This is a genomic window from Tardiphaga robiniae (genome assembly GCF_001618955.1).
Lineage (GTDB): Bacteria > Pseudomonadota > Alphaproteobacteria > Rhizobiales > Xanthobacteraceae > Tardiphaga > Tardiphaga robiniae_A.
The window spans coordinates 193017-208136 of the sequence record NZ_LVYV01000023.1 but is presented as its reverse complement, the minus strand read 5'-3'; the positions used below and the strand labels follow the sequence as shown (position 1 = coordinate 208136).

Below are 15120 nucleotides of genomic sequence, written 5' to 3'. Positions count from 1 at the left end.
TGGCAATGCTCCACTTCTGAGAACTCAATTGGCCACCCGCGCAACCCGCGGCAGCGCCGCGGGTTGTTCAAGCAGATCGTAATGACAAGCCACCTTGCGGCCACCGACGACGTCACGCAGCATCGGTCGCTCCTCGCGGCAAAGCGCTTGAGCGTAGGGGCAGCGCGTACTGAAGCTGCAGCCTGGCGGCGGATTGAGCGGGCTTGGCAACTCACCCTGCAGCACGCTGCGGGCGCGGCTCCGTGCAGTGCGCGGATCGGCGATCGGCGCGGCGGCGAGCAAGGCCTCCGTATAAGGATGCGCCGGTCTATCCCAGACGTCCTCGCTGCGGCCTGTTTCGACGATACGACCGAGATACATCACGATCAGCCGGTCCGAAATATGCTCGACGACCGACAGATCGTGCGAGATGAACAGATACGACACGCCCGTTGCCTGCTGCAGGTCCTCAAGCAGATTGATGACCTGCGCGCGCACCGAAACGTCCAGCGCAGATACCGGCTCGTCGCAGATGATGACCTTGGGCTTGAGCGCAAGTGCACGCGCAATGCCGAGACGCTGGCGCTGGCCGCCAGAGAACTCATGCGGATAGCGCCGCATCGCGTCGGCCGGCAGGCCTACCTGTCCCATCAGCTCAACGACACGATCCTTGATATCACGGCGCAACCAGCCGGCGACGCTGAGCGGTTGCCCGACGATGGTGCCGACGTCGTGGCGTGGATTGAGCGATCCATAGGGATCCTGGAAGATCATCTGCATCGACTTCCGCGAGGCCTTCAACGCGCCGGCCTGCATCCGCGTAACATCGTCACCATCGAGGAAGACGCGTCCGTCGGACGTCGGCACCAGACGCATGATCGCCTTGCCGAGCGTGGACTTGCCGCAGCCGGATTCCCCGACCAGCCCTACAGTCTCTCCGGGTTCGAGGTCGAAACTCACATCGTCGACCGCCCGCACGACACCCTGTGCGCTCTGGTATTGGACACAGAGACTAAGCACCGATAGCAGCGGCATCGCGCGATAACTCCTTCTCGGCAGCAAAACAGGCGGCGGAACGGTGCGGCAGCAACGACGCCAGCTGTGGTCGCTCGGCACGGCAGCGATCGAATACATCGGGACAACGGTTCTGGAAGGCACAGCCTTGCGGCAAATCGGACAGTGCCGGCACGTTGCCCGTGATTTCGACCAAGCGGCTGCCCCGGCGGCGCTGTGCCGACGGCGTCGCCCCCAGCAGCCCCCGCGTGTAGCGATGCAGCGGCCGCTCGAACAATGCCTCCACCGGCGCTTCCTCGACCTTGCGGCCGGCATACATCACGGCCACCCGGTCAGCGACTTCGGCAACCACGCCGAGATCATGGGTGATGATGATGAGACCCATGTCGGAGCTGGACTGCAGCTCCTTCATCAGTTCGATGATTTGCGCCTGAATGGTGACGTCGAGCGCCGTGGTCGGTTCGTCGGCGATCAGGAGCTTCGGCCCACAAGCAATCGCCATGGCGATCATGACGCGCTGGCTCATGCCGCCGGACATCTGGTGCGGATAATCGTTGAGGCGGCGTTCCGCATCCGGGATGCGCACCCGCCGCAGCAACTCGACCGCGCGGTCTCTCGCCTCGTGACGCGACACTTCATTGTGGCGCCTGATTGCCTCAATCAGCTGATCCCCGACCGCCACGACAGGGTTCAGCGACGTCATCGGATCCTGGAAGATCATCGAGATGTCCTTGCCGCGAACCCGCTGCATCTCGCGCTCGGACAGGGCAGCGAGATCACGCCCCATGAAGCGGACAGCGCCACCGACGATCTTTGCCGGCGGGTTCGGCAACAACCGCATGATCGCCAGCGCCGTCAGCGACTTACCACAGCCGGATTCACCGACGATGGCCAGCGTCTCGCCGGCCGAGACTGTCAACGACAAGCCATCGACCGCAGGCAAGACGCCGCGGCGCGTGAACAACGACACCTGCAGGTTCTCAATGGAGAGGATTGGCGTTGGACCGGCTGTGCTTCCCATGATCATCTCAGCGATCCCGCAGTTTTGGGTTGAGCGCATCGTTGAGGCCATCGCCCACAAGGTTGAGCGCCAGCACAGTGAGCATGATCGCGAGACCCGGCACCGCACAGATGTACCAGGACGAGCGAATGAGCGTTCGGCCGTCCCCGATCAACTGGCCCCAACTGGTGACATTGGGATCGCCGAGCCCGAGGAAAGCTACGGCTGACTCGAACAGAACGGCTCCGGCAATGACCAGCGACGACAGCACGATCACCGGCGGCAATGCATTCGGTAGTATCTCGCCGAACATGATCCGCAGACTGCCCATCCCCATGGCGCGGCAGGCCTGCACAAATTCGCGGTCACGCAGCGACATGAACTCGGCACGCGTCAGCCGCGCGATCGGCGTCCAGGTCACGACTCCCACGGCGATGGTGACATATTCGATCTTTTGCCCGAGGATCGACACGATGGTCAGCACGAAGATCAGGTTCGGGATGGTCTGGAACAATTCGGTCAGCCGCATCAACAGCTCGTCGACCCAGCCGCCGACATAGGCCGCAGTGGCGCCAACGGTGATGCCGATGATGGTGGCGGTGAGACTCGCGCAGAGGCCGATCAGGAGAGTCGTGCGCGCGCCGTAGGCTGTCATCGCCGCGATGTCGCGCCCGAGCGAGTCAGTCCCAAGCGGATAGCGCGGTGACACGAACGGCCAGATCTCGGGACGCCCGACAATGCGCAACGGATTGCGTGGAAACCACCATGGGGCTGCGATGGCGACGCCAATTACGACAAGCACGAGGAACAGCCCGACCAACGCCGCACGGTTGCGGGCAAAGCGCCGGGCGAAATCGATGAAAAGAGCGATCATGGACTACCTCGCCTTGATCCGGGGATCGAGCCGCAGATACAGCAGATCGACGGTCGCGTTGCAGACAGCGACCAGCAACGAACCGAGGATGAGCACACCGAGCACCATGGGAAAATTGCGACTCATCACGCTGTCGAACAGCAGGCTGCCGATGCCGGGCCAGCTAAACACGGCCTCGATGACGACGCTGCCGCCGAGCATGGTGCCAAGCTGCAATCCGAGCAGCGTGACGATCGGCAACATAGCGTTGCGCATCACATGCGCCAGGACCACCCGACCGCCCGACAGGCCTTTGGCACGCGCCGTTCGTACGAAATCCAACCGGGCCACCTCCAACATTGAGGCCCGCATCACCCGCGCGAAGGTCGCTGCGTAGAACAGCCCTAGCGCCGTTGCGGGGAGGACGAGATGGTGCATGACGTCCAGCACAGCGCCGATGGCGCTCTCGTCCACACCAATGGTGCGCATGCCGCCCACCGGAAACCAGCCGAGTTTAACCGCAAACATCACCGTCATCATGATGCCGAGCCAGAAGCTCGGTGCAGCGAAGAAGAATACCGCACCGAGCGAGATCAGGTTGTCCCAGATCGTATTGACCTTGATCGATGCCATCACACCGGCCGTGACGCCGACGAGCAAGGCAATTCCGATTGCCGCCAGCATCAGGATCAGCGTCGCCGGAAGTTGCTGCATGATCACATCAAACACCGGGGCGTTCTGCCGGTACGAGTAGCCGAGATCGAGCCGCATCACCGACCAGATATACTTGGCCAGCTGCACCGTCACCGGTTGATCCACACCATATGTGTGGCGCAGCTGGTCCAGCATCGCCGGGTCCGTAATCTGCTGCTCGGACGTCATCACGTCGAACAGACTGCCAGGAGCCAGATGAATCAGCACAAAATTCATCACGATGACCGCGAAGATCAGCGGAATGATTTGCACGAGCCTGCGGATAATGATGCGACGCACGTTTATCTCCGCACTCAGCGATCCAGCCAGACCTCAGCCCAGCTTTCGCCCATGAAGTCCGCGGTCAGTGAGTGATTGCGAACGTCAGCGCGCGCAATCGTCACCGGTTCGAGATCGACCATGGGCAGGATAGGCGCATCGATGGCTGCGAGCTTGTCGAACTCGTGTACCAAGGACACGCGCTTCTTTTCGTCGGTTTCGATGGCCATCTTGCCGACGATTTCATCCATCTTTGGGTTGGAATAGCCCGTGGCATTGCGGAATGCGGCGCCCTTCACGATGCCGTCGGTGGTGTAATATTGCGTCGTCGCCGGGATCAGCTCGATGCTTCCGGAATTATTGGAGACAGCAACGTCATATTCATAGTCGCTGTAGATACGCTTTAGCGAGGTCGCACGATCAGGGATCGCCAGTTCCACGGTGATGTCGACGTCCTCAAAGGCCTGTTTCAGATACTGGCCGATCTTGACGTTCTCTTCGAACCAACCCGCCGAGACGAGGCTCATCTTGAAGCGGGAGCCGGATTTCACCGGATAGCCGGCGGCGTCGAGCAGCTTCGCCGCCTTCTTGACGTCAAACGGGTAATCCTGAACGTCCTTGGTGAAAAAGATGGAGTTCGATGACGGGATCGCGCCGATCGACGGATGCGCGCGGCCGAAGAAGATCGTGTCGGAGATGAAGCTGCGGTCGATCGCATGCAGCAAGGCCTGACGCACCTCGCGCTTCTTGAAGATCTCGCGACGCTGATTGAACTCGACGCTCGTGATCCACGCTGAGTTCGAATAGCCCTTGGTCTCAGCGACAAATTTCTTGGTGCCGGTCAAGCGCGCGATGTCTGGCGCCGGAATCGGATTGAAGGTTCCGATATCGAGTTGCCCAGCCTCGAACGCGGCCGAGCGCGACGCAGGATCGCGCCACCAGCGGATCACCAGCTTGTCGACATACGGCAGGCCTGCATTCCAGTAGCCATCATGCCGGGCGAATTCAACGTGGCTGCCGCGCACCCACTCCTTGACCTTGAATGGACCGGTACCGATTGGCGTGTTGTTGACCGGATTGGTGATGATATTGCTTCCGGCATAGATATGCTTCGGGATCACAAGGCCTGCTTTGCCGGCCAGCACCGATTTGAGGAAGAACTCCGGCACTGGCACCTTGAACTTGAGCACGACCGTCAGCGGATCGACCGCCTCCGCCCCCTCAAGCGCGTCAAGCGTGACGCCCGCAGAAATCGGCTTCCAATACTCCATCGCGTTGAAGACGAGATCCTCAGCAGTCAGCGGCTTGCCATCATGCCAGGTGACGTTCGGACGGAGCTTGATCGTATAGCTGCGAAAATCTTCGGCCGGCTTGATATCGAGGGCAAGGACGGGCTCGAATTTGAGATCCACCGTCAGCCGAAGCAGACGCTCGAACACCTTGGTTGAGGTGAAATAGGGACTCGATCCGCCGCCTGCAGGTACGAACAACGACTGAGGCTCGAAACCGCCCCAGGTGCCAACCAGCGTGCCACCGCGTTTCGGCGTACCCGTTGCAGCGCTGGAAGAACCAACGAAGCCGGAGGCCAAAGCAGCACCGGCTGTCGTCATCAAAAAATCACGTCTGCTAAAACCGCTCATCGTTCTTCCTTTGTTGCAAACAGGAAACGGCCCCGTCGCGCGTTACTGCTATTATTTTGCTTAAAGCGTCGAATAGGTGCCGCGGCCGATGGCGAGCAGCGCCCCCTTTTCGTCAAACACATCGACGTCAGCGACACCGACGCTCTTGCCGGCACGGCGCACCCGCGACACGGCGATCAAGGCGGTATCGACAGCCGGCTTCAGGTAATCGACTCGGAAGTTCACGGTCGGAAGGCCGCGCCCGACCATCATGCCGACGGCGAAATCGCCGACGGTGTCGATGACCGAGGCAATGACGCCGCCATGCCATTGCTTTGAGCCCGGCCTGCGCTCGAATTCCGGCCGCATCGGCGACCGCATCGTCACTTCCTGCGTTTCCGGATCGGCCTTGATCACCTCAAGACCGAGGAACAGATTGAACGGCGACACGTCCAGCATTTGCTGAATCTCAGGGGCCGTCAGCGTCTTGACGTCGGGCTTGCTCACGGCGTCACCACGACTTTGCCGAATACCGCACGATCCTCAATGACGCGCACAGCTTCCTTCGCTTCTTCCAGCGGATAGGTCTTGTCGATCAGTACCTGCAGCTTCTTGGCGGCGACGAGATCGAACAGTTTTGTGATATCGTCACGTTCCCAGCCGTTGGAGCCCTTGATCTCCAGTTCGAAGGTCCAAATGAAGCGAAGATCTTCAGTAGGCGAGTAGCCGGCAGTCGCGCCACAGGTCAGAATGCGGCCGCCGAGCTTCAGGCAACGCAGCGATTTGACCCAGGTATCACCGCCGGTGAAATTGACGACGACATCGACACCCCCACCTTCGACGAAGCGACGGCGATGCGGCTTGCCGTGGCGCTCATAGATCGTCTTCATGAAGTCGGACTGCGTGTAGAGGATGATCTCGTCCGCGCCGAGCTCCGTGAGCCGCTTGCCCTTCTCCTCGCTGCCGGCACAGGCGATCACATAAGCGCCGGCCAGCTTGGCGAGCTGAACACAGCAGACGCCAACGCCGCCGCTGGCGCCAAGAATCAGAACCTTCTCGCCGGCCTTGATCTGGCCGATGGTATTCATCATGCGAATTGCGGTGCCATAGGCGACCGGCAGCGCGGCCGCCTGCTCAAAGCTGACGCCTTCCGGAATCTTGACGAGCTGATGCGCCTTGGCGCGGCAGAATTCGGCGAGGCCGCCGTCCTGGGTCTCGCCCATCAGGCCGCCTTCGACGCGGTTGACGGGATCGATCAATACGCGGTCGCCGATATTCCAGCCAGTAACGCCCGCGCCAAGTTCGGCGATCTCACCGACCACGTCGAGGCCAATGATGACAGGCAGAGGCACCTTGATGCCGGGCATACCGCGGCGGGTGAAAACGTCGTGATAATTGATCGACGATGCCCGCACGCGGATGACAACGTCGCCCTCGCCGGCCTTCGGCGTCGGATAATCCGCCGTGAATTGCAGCTTATCGTTATCGCCGTGTTCGTGAAGGACAACTGCTCGCATGATCTATCTCGCTCCGTTGGTTCAGGCTGCGGCAGAGAGGGACCAGCTTGCTAGCCCCTCCACCGCCTGTTGAGTGATGGAAATGGCTTGTTCTGTGGTCTCTTCACGCCAGTGCGACGACACGGGCACGAAGCAATCGTGCAGGTCTGCGCGCAGCATGCGAACGCGCTCGCTGTCTTTCTCGGCCTTGAACTTCAGCCAGAGATCGAGCTGCAGGGCGCGGCGAACCTTGGTACCTCGCGTGCCAAATTCGATCACAGCGCCGACCATCGGTCGCGCGCCGAGGAACCTGGTCATGCCGTGAAACACGAGTCCCTGATAATTGGGCCGCGCAAAATTGTTCGGCTTCTGGCCGACGATGCGGTCGCGCCCCCACCAGCGCACGGCTTCCGCATGAAGCGCGCCACCTTCAGGGTTGAAGCACAGAAAGAAGGACTCGCCGAAATCACCGATGCCTGTATGCCAATCGATGAAGCCGATGCGCTCTGCCGCACCGAGATGATCGGCAACGATGGTCTCCAGAGTCAGATTGGACCACTCGCGCCCGGAGCCGCCATAATTGGAACCTTCCGGGAAGTCGTACTGCCCGCGCGCCAGCGTGTCGAACAGACCGTCATCGCCATGCGCGTCCTTGAAGGCTTCCACGGCGTCGGCGTAGATCTGCAAGGCTGCCGGCGTCCAGTCCTCCGGAAGCAGGTGCGGATATAGCTTCGCATAGCCCGGATTGGCCGGACGGGGAGCGGCGAAATCGATGAAGTTGCGATTGAGATCGACATTGTTCTCTGTAGCTCGCGTCCCCCAGGCAAAGCCGTAGGGATTGATCGCGTGAACGAAGAGAATCGACACACCGCGCGGAAGGGCGCGTGCAAAATTGCTCTGCATCCAACCGATCTGCGCCGCCGAACCGCTGAGGCCTTCGAGGCCGTGGGTACCGCTGAGGATCACCAGTTGCGAAGCTGCGCGCGGATCGCCGAGCCGCTCCACATCGATGCACAGATCCTGGCCATTCGGGCCCTTCAGCGCCGGATGGGTGTAGGTGGTCAACGCAGCGCCGACGTCATTCGCAGCGTTGCGAAACTTCACGCGCGCGCCGTCATAGTCGAGCGCAAAACTCCGGGTGAAATCATTGGGGAGCGCTACCATCACGCCGTGAACCCCAGAGCGACATTAGCTGCGTCGGCATGCGACACGATGATGCCGTCAGCATAGGGCTTGAAGGAAACGCCGGCCGCATCGAATACGGCGCGCGGCGTGTCGAGCGACGCGACCTTGAACACCAGCGCGACCATGCGGTCAGTGCCATCCGGGCTGACCAGCGCGGCCCCGACGTAGCGATCGGCCACGGCTGCAGGATCGAGTACGAAGATCGTCGCTGCGCCGGCGCTGAACGAAAAGCCGCCATCCGTCGGCGTCAGGAGCGGTGCGTCGAACATGCGTTCATAGAGCGCTGCAGTTCGCGCCGGCTGCTGCGAGGCGATGACAAATTCGACGATTTCAGTGGCGCCATTGGCATGCGTCTGCCATTCGGGGCGCCACACCAGTTCCGGCGTATCATGATGGCAGAAGAACGTGCGGCCGTTCTGCACTTCGTCGCCCGCCACGCGGATGACCTTGAAACGCGCGTCTTGGGCGCCGCCCGGCAATTCGACCGGCCGCGCAAAGCTCATTGGCTCCATGACGGGAACGGCATTGTCCTTCAACGTCGCATAGACCCGATCGGCATCGACCGACTTGAAAACCAGACCGCTCAATCCCGAAGGATGTGTCCAGAGATCTGCACGCATCGTTTCACGCCCCGGCAGATAGCCGAGCAATTCAAGATAGTTCGTGCCGAAGATCGCAAGATTGTTGCTGGAGCCGAGCGTATGGTGACCGCGCTCCGTCAACTGGAAGCCGAGGCGAACATATTGTGCAGCAGCCTCATCAAGCTGGCCCATCACGTTGATGACGACGTGATCGAGAACAGGCGAGATCTTCCGTTGAACAGCACGCATATCACTCATACAGAAACCTCATCTCCGTCCAAGTTGGTGAGCTCAGCAAGATTGGTGCCAGCCCGAACATTAATCACGATGGCGTCATGCAGCACGTGGTCGCGGCTCTTCTTTCGACATTGAAAAAGCCAACGCCGCATCTGCATGCAGCATCGTTGAATCGAAGACCGGAAGATCGATGTGCTCGGGGCCGACCAGGAGACAGATCTCGGTACAACCAAGAATTACGCCGTCAGCGCCACGCTCTTTTCCTCGTGCAATCGCATCGAGATAGAGACGGCGCGAATCCTCACGAACAACGCCCTGGCATAGTTCATCGAAGATGATGTCGTGAATGAACACACGATCGGCCTCAGCGGGAATAACGGGATCTAGCCCGAACCCCTCGCGCAATCGCGTCACATAGAAGTCCTGTTCCATCGTGTAGCGCGTTGCCAGAAGTAGCGGCCGCTGCAGCCCTGCAGCCTTCACGGCAGCGCCGGTAACGTCGGCAATGTGAAGAAGCGGAATCGACACTGCTTGCTGCACTTCGTCGGCAAGCTTGTGCATTGTATTCGTGCAGATCAGAATGCAACCAGCACCGCCTCCTTCCAGATCGCGTGCGATGTCAGCGAGAACCTGACAGGCCTCGTCCCAACGCCCTTGTTTCTGCAAGCTGACAATCGCGTCGAAGTTGATCGAGCGCATCAGTATATCCGCGGAGTGGAGCCCACCGAGTTCGGCGCGGACTTGCTCATTCAGCCGGCGATAGTAAACAGCAGTACTTTCCCAGCTCATTCCACCAATCAAACCAATCGTCCGCATTACTATTGCTCGCTCTGTCCAGTCGATGTGCTTGACGGAACGATAGCATCGGTGCCGCGCAATCCGATTGCGGATCGCAGTCATCATACTCAGTTTGCCTGAGAAGAAACTTCATAGTTCGAGCGATCGGCGGAATAGGATTTCAAATTTTCCGTTCCGTCGCATCAACGTTTCTTCGTTGGGTCCTGACAGATCAGAATGATGCAACGACGTGCAGCGCCCGGAGTCGCCGTGTGCGTCGCGTGAAATCTCACTGTGTGAGAAAAATGCCGGAGTTCGGTCTGCACCAAGAGTAGAACTTAGTGCAACTTAACACGCATGCGGATCGGACACGTTCCGCGAACACTCCGCATGAGCCGTTCATCAGAAACAAACGAGGTCGCCTCCTGGAGGGAAAGGCGACCTCGTGGAGCGCGCGAATGCCCTCGCGCCGGTCCATGTGCTCTGGGGAAGAGCGCCATATTTGACCACGGCGCCCGCGCTGGCGTGTGACGACGACATGACACGGCATGTGACAGTTGATCGCATAGGCAGAGTCTTGTGTGTGACCGCTCGACCTGATGCCTTCCATCACGCGATATTTTTTTAATCTCGAAGCATCGTTCGGATTCTGAACGTCCTAGGCTTGACGGGCGTATTGCTCGACACTCGCGCAGATTATCAGGCGACCTGAGACCCCTCTGTTCAGATCTTCGACGTCGGCTGCACGGCGCGCAAGAACCGCGCGCTGATTGACGTAGCCCTTGTCAGTAATCTCGCCGCCATCGACAGATAGCGGCTCTGCCAGCAAAAGCGCGCAAATTGCATAGGTGGAAGACCCTCCGCCTGCCGCCTTCAGTCTTGCGAGCCCTTCCCCTATGAACGAACGCACATTTTCGCAGCCAAGCACGACATCGATGCTCGCTGACTCCGGCAGGCCGGACACCGCGCGGCAGGCAGCCAGGTTGGGAACAAGAAGGAAGCGCACATCCTCGCCGCCATGGCCGGCCACGACAATATCCTGAACCAGCGGCGCCAATGCGGAGATTCCTGCCACGCGCAGCGTTCCGACGTTGACCCATGTGCCCGATGTCAGCTTGAAATCCTCGGCGATGCGTCCGTCGAACAACAAACCCTGCTCCGGATGGGTCGGGTCTGCAAACGCAACGGCATCGCCGATCAGATAGAAGCCGTCCCCATCAAAAGCTTTCGCGGTGAGGTCCGGCGCCTTCCAGTAGCCCGGCGTCACATTGGGCCCGCGCACCCGCACCTCGAACTTGCCGTCCGATGGCACGAGCTTTAGCTCCGTACCGGGAATCGGCACGCCGATATTGCCTGATCTCGGCGCCTGAAAATGACAATCGGTCGCAAGCGGCGATGTTTCCGTCGATCCCCAGGCGGAGACCATCGGCAACGGACGCCCGATTGTCTCGATGGAAAGTGTCTCCAGCGCCGACCATGTGCTCTGCGGCAGAGCCGCACCGGCATAGAAGACGAACTTCACCTCGCTGAAGAAGCGATCTCGCAACCCGTCGTCCTTCCGCAGGGCTGCAATAAGCATGTCGAAGCCACGCGGCACGTTGAAATAGACCGTCGGCATGACGCTGCGCAGATTGGCGATCGACGTCGCGAACAATCCGGGCGCGGGCTTGCCGCTGTCGATGTACAGCGTTCCGCCGTTGCGCAGCACCATATTGAAATTGTGATTTCCGCCGAAGGTATGGCTCCAGGGCAGCCAATCGAGAAGGACGAGTTCGCTCTGCGGGGCTTCGAGAAACGGCCAGGTCTGTGCCTTGGCCTGCTGGCTCGAGGTCAGCATGCGTTGGGTATTGATGACCGCCTTCGGCGCACCCGTCGATCCCGACGTGAACAGGAATTTGGCGATCGTATCGGCATCGACCGCTGCGAAGGCATGATAGATCGCCGCGCTCACCGGCGTTGTGACCACATCAGCATATGACCATCCCGCCCCGGCGGTCGCGCCACCGCCGATGACTGCAGCGGTATGAAATGGAGCTATCGCAGCGAGGGCCTGACCGAACTGATGCAAGTTCGAGACGTAGATAGCACCGGGATCTAGAAGCTGAATCGCGCCACGCAGCTTTTCGAAATCCTTCGACATCAGCGCATATGCCGGGGAAATCGCAGCGACGGGCACACCGACATGCATCGCTGCCAGGGCCAGAACCGCATGCTCGATGCCGTTGTCCGATAGTACCGCGAGCGGCCGCTGCGCACTCATCTCCTGTGCAAGAATCCAGCTACCCGCGCCGCGCACCCGCCGAAGCGTCTCCGCATAACTCAGCGTCACCCAAGGCAAATCCGGACTGGACCGCTCCGCCAGAAAGGTCCGCTCCGGTGCCTGTTCTGCCCAATGTTCGAGCCAGTCCCCGGCACAACGCGCATAGGGACGCAGCGCTGTGTCGGATCGAAGAAGGATCGTACCGTCGGATCGCTGTTCTGCGTCAACCGACGGCGCCAGAAAAAATGGACTGCCTGAGCCAGCCGCATTGTCGCGGTCCAGAACCATCGCTTCTCTCCCCCATAACGTACCCGTCTTTGTTCTTATTCGGGCTGTTCAATCGAACCGGTTGTTGCCGGCTCGGATCGGATGCAACATCGATCAGTAAGTCTCGACGTGATATCTTCCACCGCCGCGCATCGCCGCTTTCAGATCCGACCAATCCATCGACGCCGCGCGGCAGATATCCGCGAACGCCTCTTCGACGCCGCTCTCCATGCCTTTCAATCCACAGATATAGACGTGGGTATGCCCGTTCTGCAGGAGGGACGTGATCGCGGCAGCCTCGCTCCGGATTCGATCCTGCACATAGACCCGTGGTTCGCCGGGGACGCGCGAATAACAGAAATGTTTGCCCAGCAACGCATCCGGGACTTTCTGCAGCGGGCCGAAATAAGGAAGCTCCTCGGGGCGGCGCGCGCCAAAGAATAGCAACAGTCGCCCCGGCGCGTCGGGCATCGCACGACGACGGCGCTCCGTGAAGCCGCGGAAGGGCGCAGAGCCTGTGCCGGTGCAGACCATCAGCACATTCGCGGAAGGATCGTTTGGCAGCAGGAAGGTGGCACCGAACGGCCCGGTGACTTCGACCTTTGCGCCACGCGGCAGATCGCACAGGTAATTCGAACACAGCCCACCGGGCTCACGTTTCACGGTCAGCGCGAGATTGTTGGTGTTCGGCTTCTCGCCATCGCGCGAGCTCGCGATCGAATAGAGCCGCACCTGATGCGGCTTGCGGTCCGCGCCCAGGCCCGGCACGACGATGCCGATGCTCTGGCCTTCGAGGATGGGAAACGGCTGCTCGCCGAAATCCAGGATGATGTGGCGCACGTCGGAGTCGGCCGTCGCGTGGGTGAGCCGGAAATTGCCGGTTACCGTGGCCAGCGCAGGCTTGCTGCGGTTGTAAAGGTTGACCGACGCCTTGCTCGATGACGGCGGCGCGACGGGCTTGCCGCCCAGCCCCTTACGCGCTTCTTCGAGCAACGCACCGATTTCATCTTCCAGTGCTTCGATGGCGCTCGCGCCAGCGCCATTGTCCGCGACCTCCTCCTGCGCCGGCAGATCATTCCAGGAGAATTGCTCGTCGAGCGAATACGGTGCCGCGACGACGCGCCAGTTGTCGATTGCGCCGGTCGGACACGGCGAAATGCAATCCATGCAGTAATTGCAGATCTCCGCGTTGACAACATAATTGTTGTCGTCATGCGTCACCGCATCGACCGGGCAGCTCTCCTCGCAGGTGTTGCACCTGATGCAAATTTCCGGATCGATCAGGTGCTGTTTGAAAGGGGCGTTCATGGCAAATCCCACGCGTGCCATCGAAGACTGACAGCGGCGGAAGCTGGAAATCCTTCCGCCGCGTGTGCTCGTTTCAGGCCGCAATCTTTACGTATTCGAAGTCACCCGGCTTGTTATCGATGCCGACCTTCGGCGCCGATATCCAGCTGGCAAACTTGCCGGGCTCGCTGACCGGCGTCATCAGCGATGCGATGAAATCACCGTCGTCAACGGACGGCAGATAGTCGTTCCTAGCTTTCGCCCAGGCGGCATCGCTCATGATGATCCCCTTCGGCGAGGCGTTCACATCACGGAATTCGCCGATCTGGCGATGGAACGCGGTGTGAGGCAGATCGAAGCGGAAATTGACGCCGGCCTTCTCGATGATCTTGTTCCAGCGCTCGACGCCCTTGGCACAATCCGCGGTGTAATCGTCGCGCAGGCGCATGTTGAGCGCGGTCAGCGCCGGCTCATCGACCAGCTTGATCTCGCCATCGACGAATTTCAGCACTTGATAGATGTCATTGGTGAGCTGGTGATCGTCCTCGATCTTGGTCTCCTGGAATCTTCCCTTTAGCCCGGAATTGTAGAAATTCGCAGCATTGGTCGAGACTTCCGAGCCGAACAGATCGAGCGATAGCGAATAATGCAGGTTAATTTTCTTCTGCATGGTCGGCAGATCGATCACGCCGAGCGCACGGATTTTCTCGATGGCGTTTGGATCCTCGATCCCCGCCGCCTTCATCGCTTCGCAGGTTCGCTGCAGCACGCGGCCGACGCCGGTCTCGCCGACGAACATATGATGCGCCTCCTCCGTCAGCATGAAGCGGCAGGTCCGCGACAGCGGGTCGAAGCCGGATTGGGCGAGACTCTCCAACTGCATCTTGCCATCGCGGTCGGTGAAGAAGGTAAACATGAAGAAGGACAACCAGTCCGGCGTGGCCTCGTTGAACGCACCGAGCATGCGCGGCGCATCGGCATCCCCCGAGCGGCGACGGAGAAGATCGTCGGCCTCCTCGCGGCCGTCCCGGCCAAAATATTTCTGCAGCAGATAGACCATCGCCCAGAGATGGCGGCCCTCCTCCACATTGACCTGGAACAGGTTGCGCAAATCGTAGAGCGACGGCGCGGTCTGGCCGAGATGACGCTGCTGCTCGACCGAGGCCGGTTCGGTATCGCCCTGGATCACAACGAGACGGCGGAGCATCGCGCGATATTCGCCGGGGACTTCCTGCCAGGCGGGTTCACCCATATGTCGCCCGAAATTCACCTTGCGCTCGGTGTCCTGCGGCGCCAGCAACACGCCCCAGCGATATTCAGGCATCTTCACATAGTCGAACTTGGCCCATCCTTTGGGATCGACCGATATCGCGGTGCGCAAATAGACGAGGGATTCCTGAAAACCTTCAGGCCCCATGTCGTTCCACCAATCGAGATAGCCGGGATGCCATCCCTCCAGCGCCTTGAGCACCTGGCGATCCTCGGCCAGATTGACGTTGTTCGGAATCTTGGTGCTGTAGTCGACATTCATGATGTTCATGACTGGGGTCTCCCGCTGTATTTCTGATCGTTCGAATTGGGCAAGCCACCGAC

Annotated in this window: 13 protein-coding genes; all 13 read right to left on the bottom strand. The window is 60.4% G+C overall.

Annotation, left to right across the window (positions count from 1 at the left end; translation table 11 throughout):
- Nucleotides 1-24: 24 nt before the first annotated feature.
- Nucleotides 25-1014, bottom strand: coding sequence for an ABC transporter ATP-binding protein (locus A4A58_RS18505; RefSeq protein WP_068734743.1), 990 nt, complete (start codon nucleotides 1012-1014; stop codon nucleotides 25-27).
- Nucleotides 992-2014 (bottom strand): oligopeptide/dipeptide ABC transporter ATP-binding protein, encoded by a 1023-nt coding sequence (locus A4A58_RS18500; RefSeq protein WP_081421974.1) that lies wholly within the window; start codon nucleotides 2012-2014, stop codon nucleotides 992-994. Before A4A58_RS18500 ends, A4A58_RS18505 begins: the two co-directional genes overlap by 23 nt.
- Nucleotides 2015-2021: 7 nt before the next feature.
- Entirely contained in the window at nucleotides 2022-2867 is an 846-nt protein-coding gene (locus A4A58_RS18495) for an ABC transporter permease (RefSeq protein ID WP_081421950.1), read from the bottom strand.
- Nucleotides 2868-2870: 3 nt separating this feature from the next.
- Nucleotides 2871-3839, bottom strand: a complete 969-nt coding sequence (locus A4A58_RS18490; protein WP_068734739.1) for an ABC transporter permease — start codon at nucleotides 3837-3839, stop codon at nucleotides 2871-2873.
- A gap of 14 nt (nucleotides 3840-3853) precedes the next feature.
- On the bottom strand, nucleotides 3854-5428 hold the full coding sequence (locus tag A4A58_RS18485) for an ABC transporter substrate-binding protein (protein WP_244499802.1): 1575 nt from the start codon (nucleotides 5426-5428) through the stop codon (nucleotides 3854-3856).
- Between the two features lie 90 nt (nucleotides 5429-5518).
- Complete coding sequence (locus A4A58_RS18480) at nucleotides 5519-5944, bottom strand: PaaI family thioesterase (protein ID WP_081421949.1); 426 nt, start codon at nucleotides 5942-5944, stop codon at nucleotides 5519-5521.
- Complete coding sequence (locus A4A58_RS18475) at nucleotides 5941-6954, bottom strand: quinone oxidoreductase family protein (RefSeq protein ID WP_068734735.1); 1014 nt, start codon at nucleotides 6952-6954, stop codon at nucleotides 5941-5943. Before A4A58_RS18475 ends, A4A58_RS18480 begins: the two co-directional genes overlap by 4 nt.
- 21 nt (nucleotides 6955-6975) lie before the next feature.
- Nucleotides 6976-8097 (bottom strand): M14 family metallopeptidase, encoded by a 1122-nt coding sequence (locus A4A58_RS18470; RefSeq protein WP_068734733.1) that lies wholly within the window; start codon nucleotides 8095-8097, stop codon nucleotides 6976-6978.
- Entirely contained in the window at nucleotides 8097-8957 is an 861-nt protein-coding gene (locus tag A4A58_RS18465; RefSeq protein ID WP_068734731.1) for a VOC family protein, read from the bottom strand. Before A4A58_RS18465 ends, A4A58_RS18470 begins: the two co-directional genes overlap by 1 nt.
- Before the next feature lie 75 nt (nucleotides 8958-9032).
- Nucleotides 9033-9752: an aspartate/glutamate racemase family protein gene (locus tag A4A58_RS18460; protein ID WP_068734729.1), complete on the bottom strand. Its 720-nt coding sequence runs from the start codon at nucleotides 9750-9752 to the stop codon at nucleotides 9033-9035.
- A 619-nt stretch (nucleotides 9753-10371) separates the two neighbouring features.
- Nucleotides 10372-12261 carry a feruloyl-CoA synthase gene (locus tag A4A58_RS18455; RefSeq protein WP_081421948.1) on the bottom strand — a complete coding sequence of 630 codons (1890 nt, stop codon included), beginning with the start codon at nucleotides 12259-12261 and terminating at the stop codon, nucleotides 10372-10374.
- Nucleotides 12262-12354: 93 nt separating this feature from the next.
- A complete protein-coding gene (gene boxA / locus A4A58_RS18450; protein ID WP_068735357.1) occupies nucleotides 12355-13548 on the bottom strand; it encodes a benzoyl-CoA 2,3-epoxidase subunit BoxA in 1194 nt (397 codons plus the stop codon).
- 73 nt (nucleotides 13549-13621) lie between these two features.
- The gene (gene boxB, locus A4A58_RS18445) at nucleotides 13622-15067 is read right to left on the bottom strand and encodes a benzoyl-CoA 2,3-epoxidase subunit BoxB (RefSeq protein WP_068734727.1); all 1446 of its coding nucleotides are present in this window, start codon (nucleotides 15065-15067) and stop codon (nucleotides 13622-13624) included.
- Between the last annotated feature and the right edge of the window lie 53 nt (nucleotides 15068-15120).

Excerpts from the sequence above, each read along its gene's own strand:
- A4A58_RS18495 (WP_081421950.1), bottom strand. The coding sequence starts at position 2,867 with ATGATCGCTCTTTTCATCGATTTCGCCCGGCGCTTTGCCCGCAACCGT.
- A4A58_RS18485 (WP_244499802.1), bottom strand. The coding sequence starts at position 5,428 with ATGACGACAGCCGGTGCTGCTTTGGCCTCCGGCTTCGTTGGTTCTTCC.
- A4A58_RS18475 (WP_068734735.1), bottom strand. The coding sequence starts at position 6,954 with ATGCGAGCAGTTGTCCTTCACGAACACGGCGATAACGATAAGCTGCAA.
- A4A58_RS18465 (WP_068734731.1), bottom strand. The coding sequence starts at position 8,957 with ATGAGTGATATGCGTGCTGTTCAACGGAAGATCTCGCCTGTTCTCGAT.
- boxA (WP_068735357.1), bottom strand. The coding sequence starts at position 13,548 with ATGAACGCCCCTTTCAAACAGCACCTGATCGATCCGGAAATTTGCATC.
- boxB (WP_068734727.1), bottom strand. The coding sequence starts at position 15,067 with ATGAACATCATGAATGTCGACTACAGCACCAAGATTCCGAACAACGTC.
- A4A58_RS18505 (WP_068734743.1), bottom strand. The coding sequence starts at position 1,014 with ATGCCGCTGCTATCGGTGCTTAGTCTCTGTGTCCAATACCAGAGCGCA.
- A4A58_RS18460 (WP_068734729.1), bottom strand. The coding sequence starts at position 9,752 with ATGCGGACGATTGGTTTGATTGGTGGAATGAGCTGGGAAAGTACTGCT.
- A4A58_RS18470 (WP_068734733.1), bottom strand. The coding sequence starts at position 8,097 with ATGGTAGCGCTCCCCAATGATTTCACCCGGAGTTTTGCGCTCGACTAT.
- A4A58_RS18500 (WP_081421974.1), bottom strand. The coding sequence starts at position 2,014 with ATGGGAAGCACAGCCGGTCCAACGCCAATCCTCTCCATTGAGAACCTG.
- A4A58_RS18455 (WP_081421948.1), bottom strand. The coding sequence starts at position 12,261 with ATGGTTCTGGACCGCGACAATGCGGCTGGCTCAGGCAGTCCATTTTTT.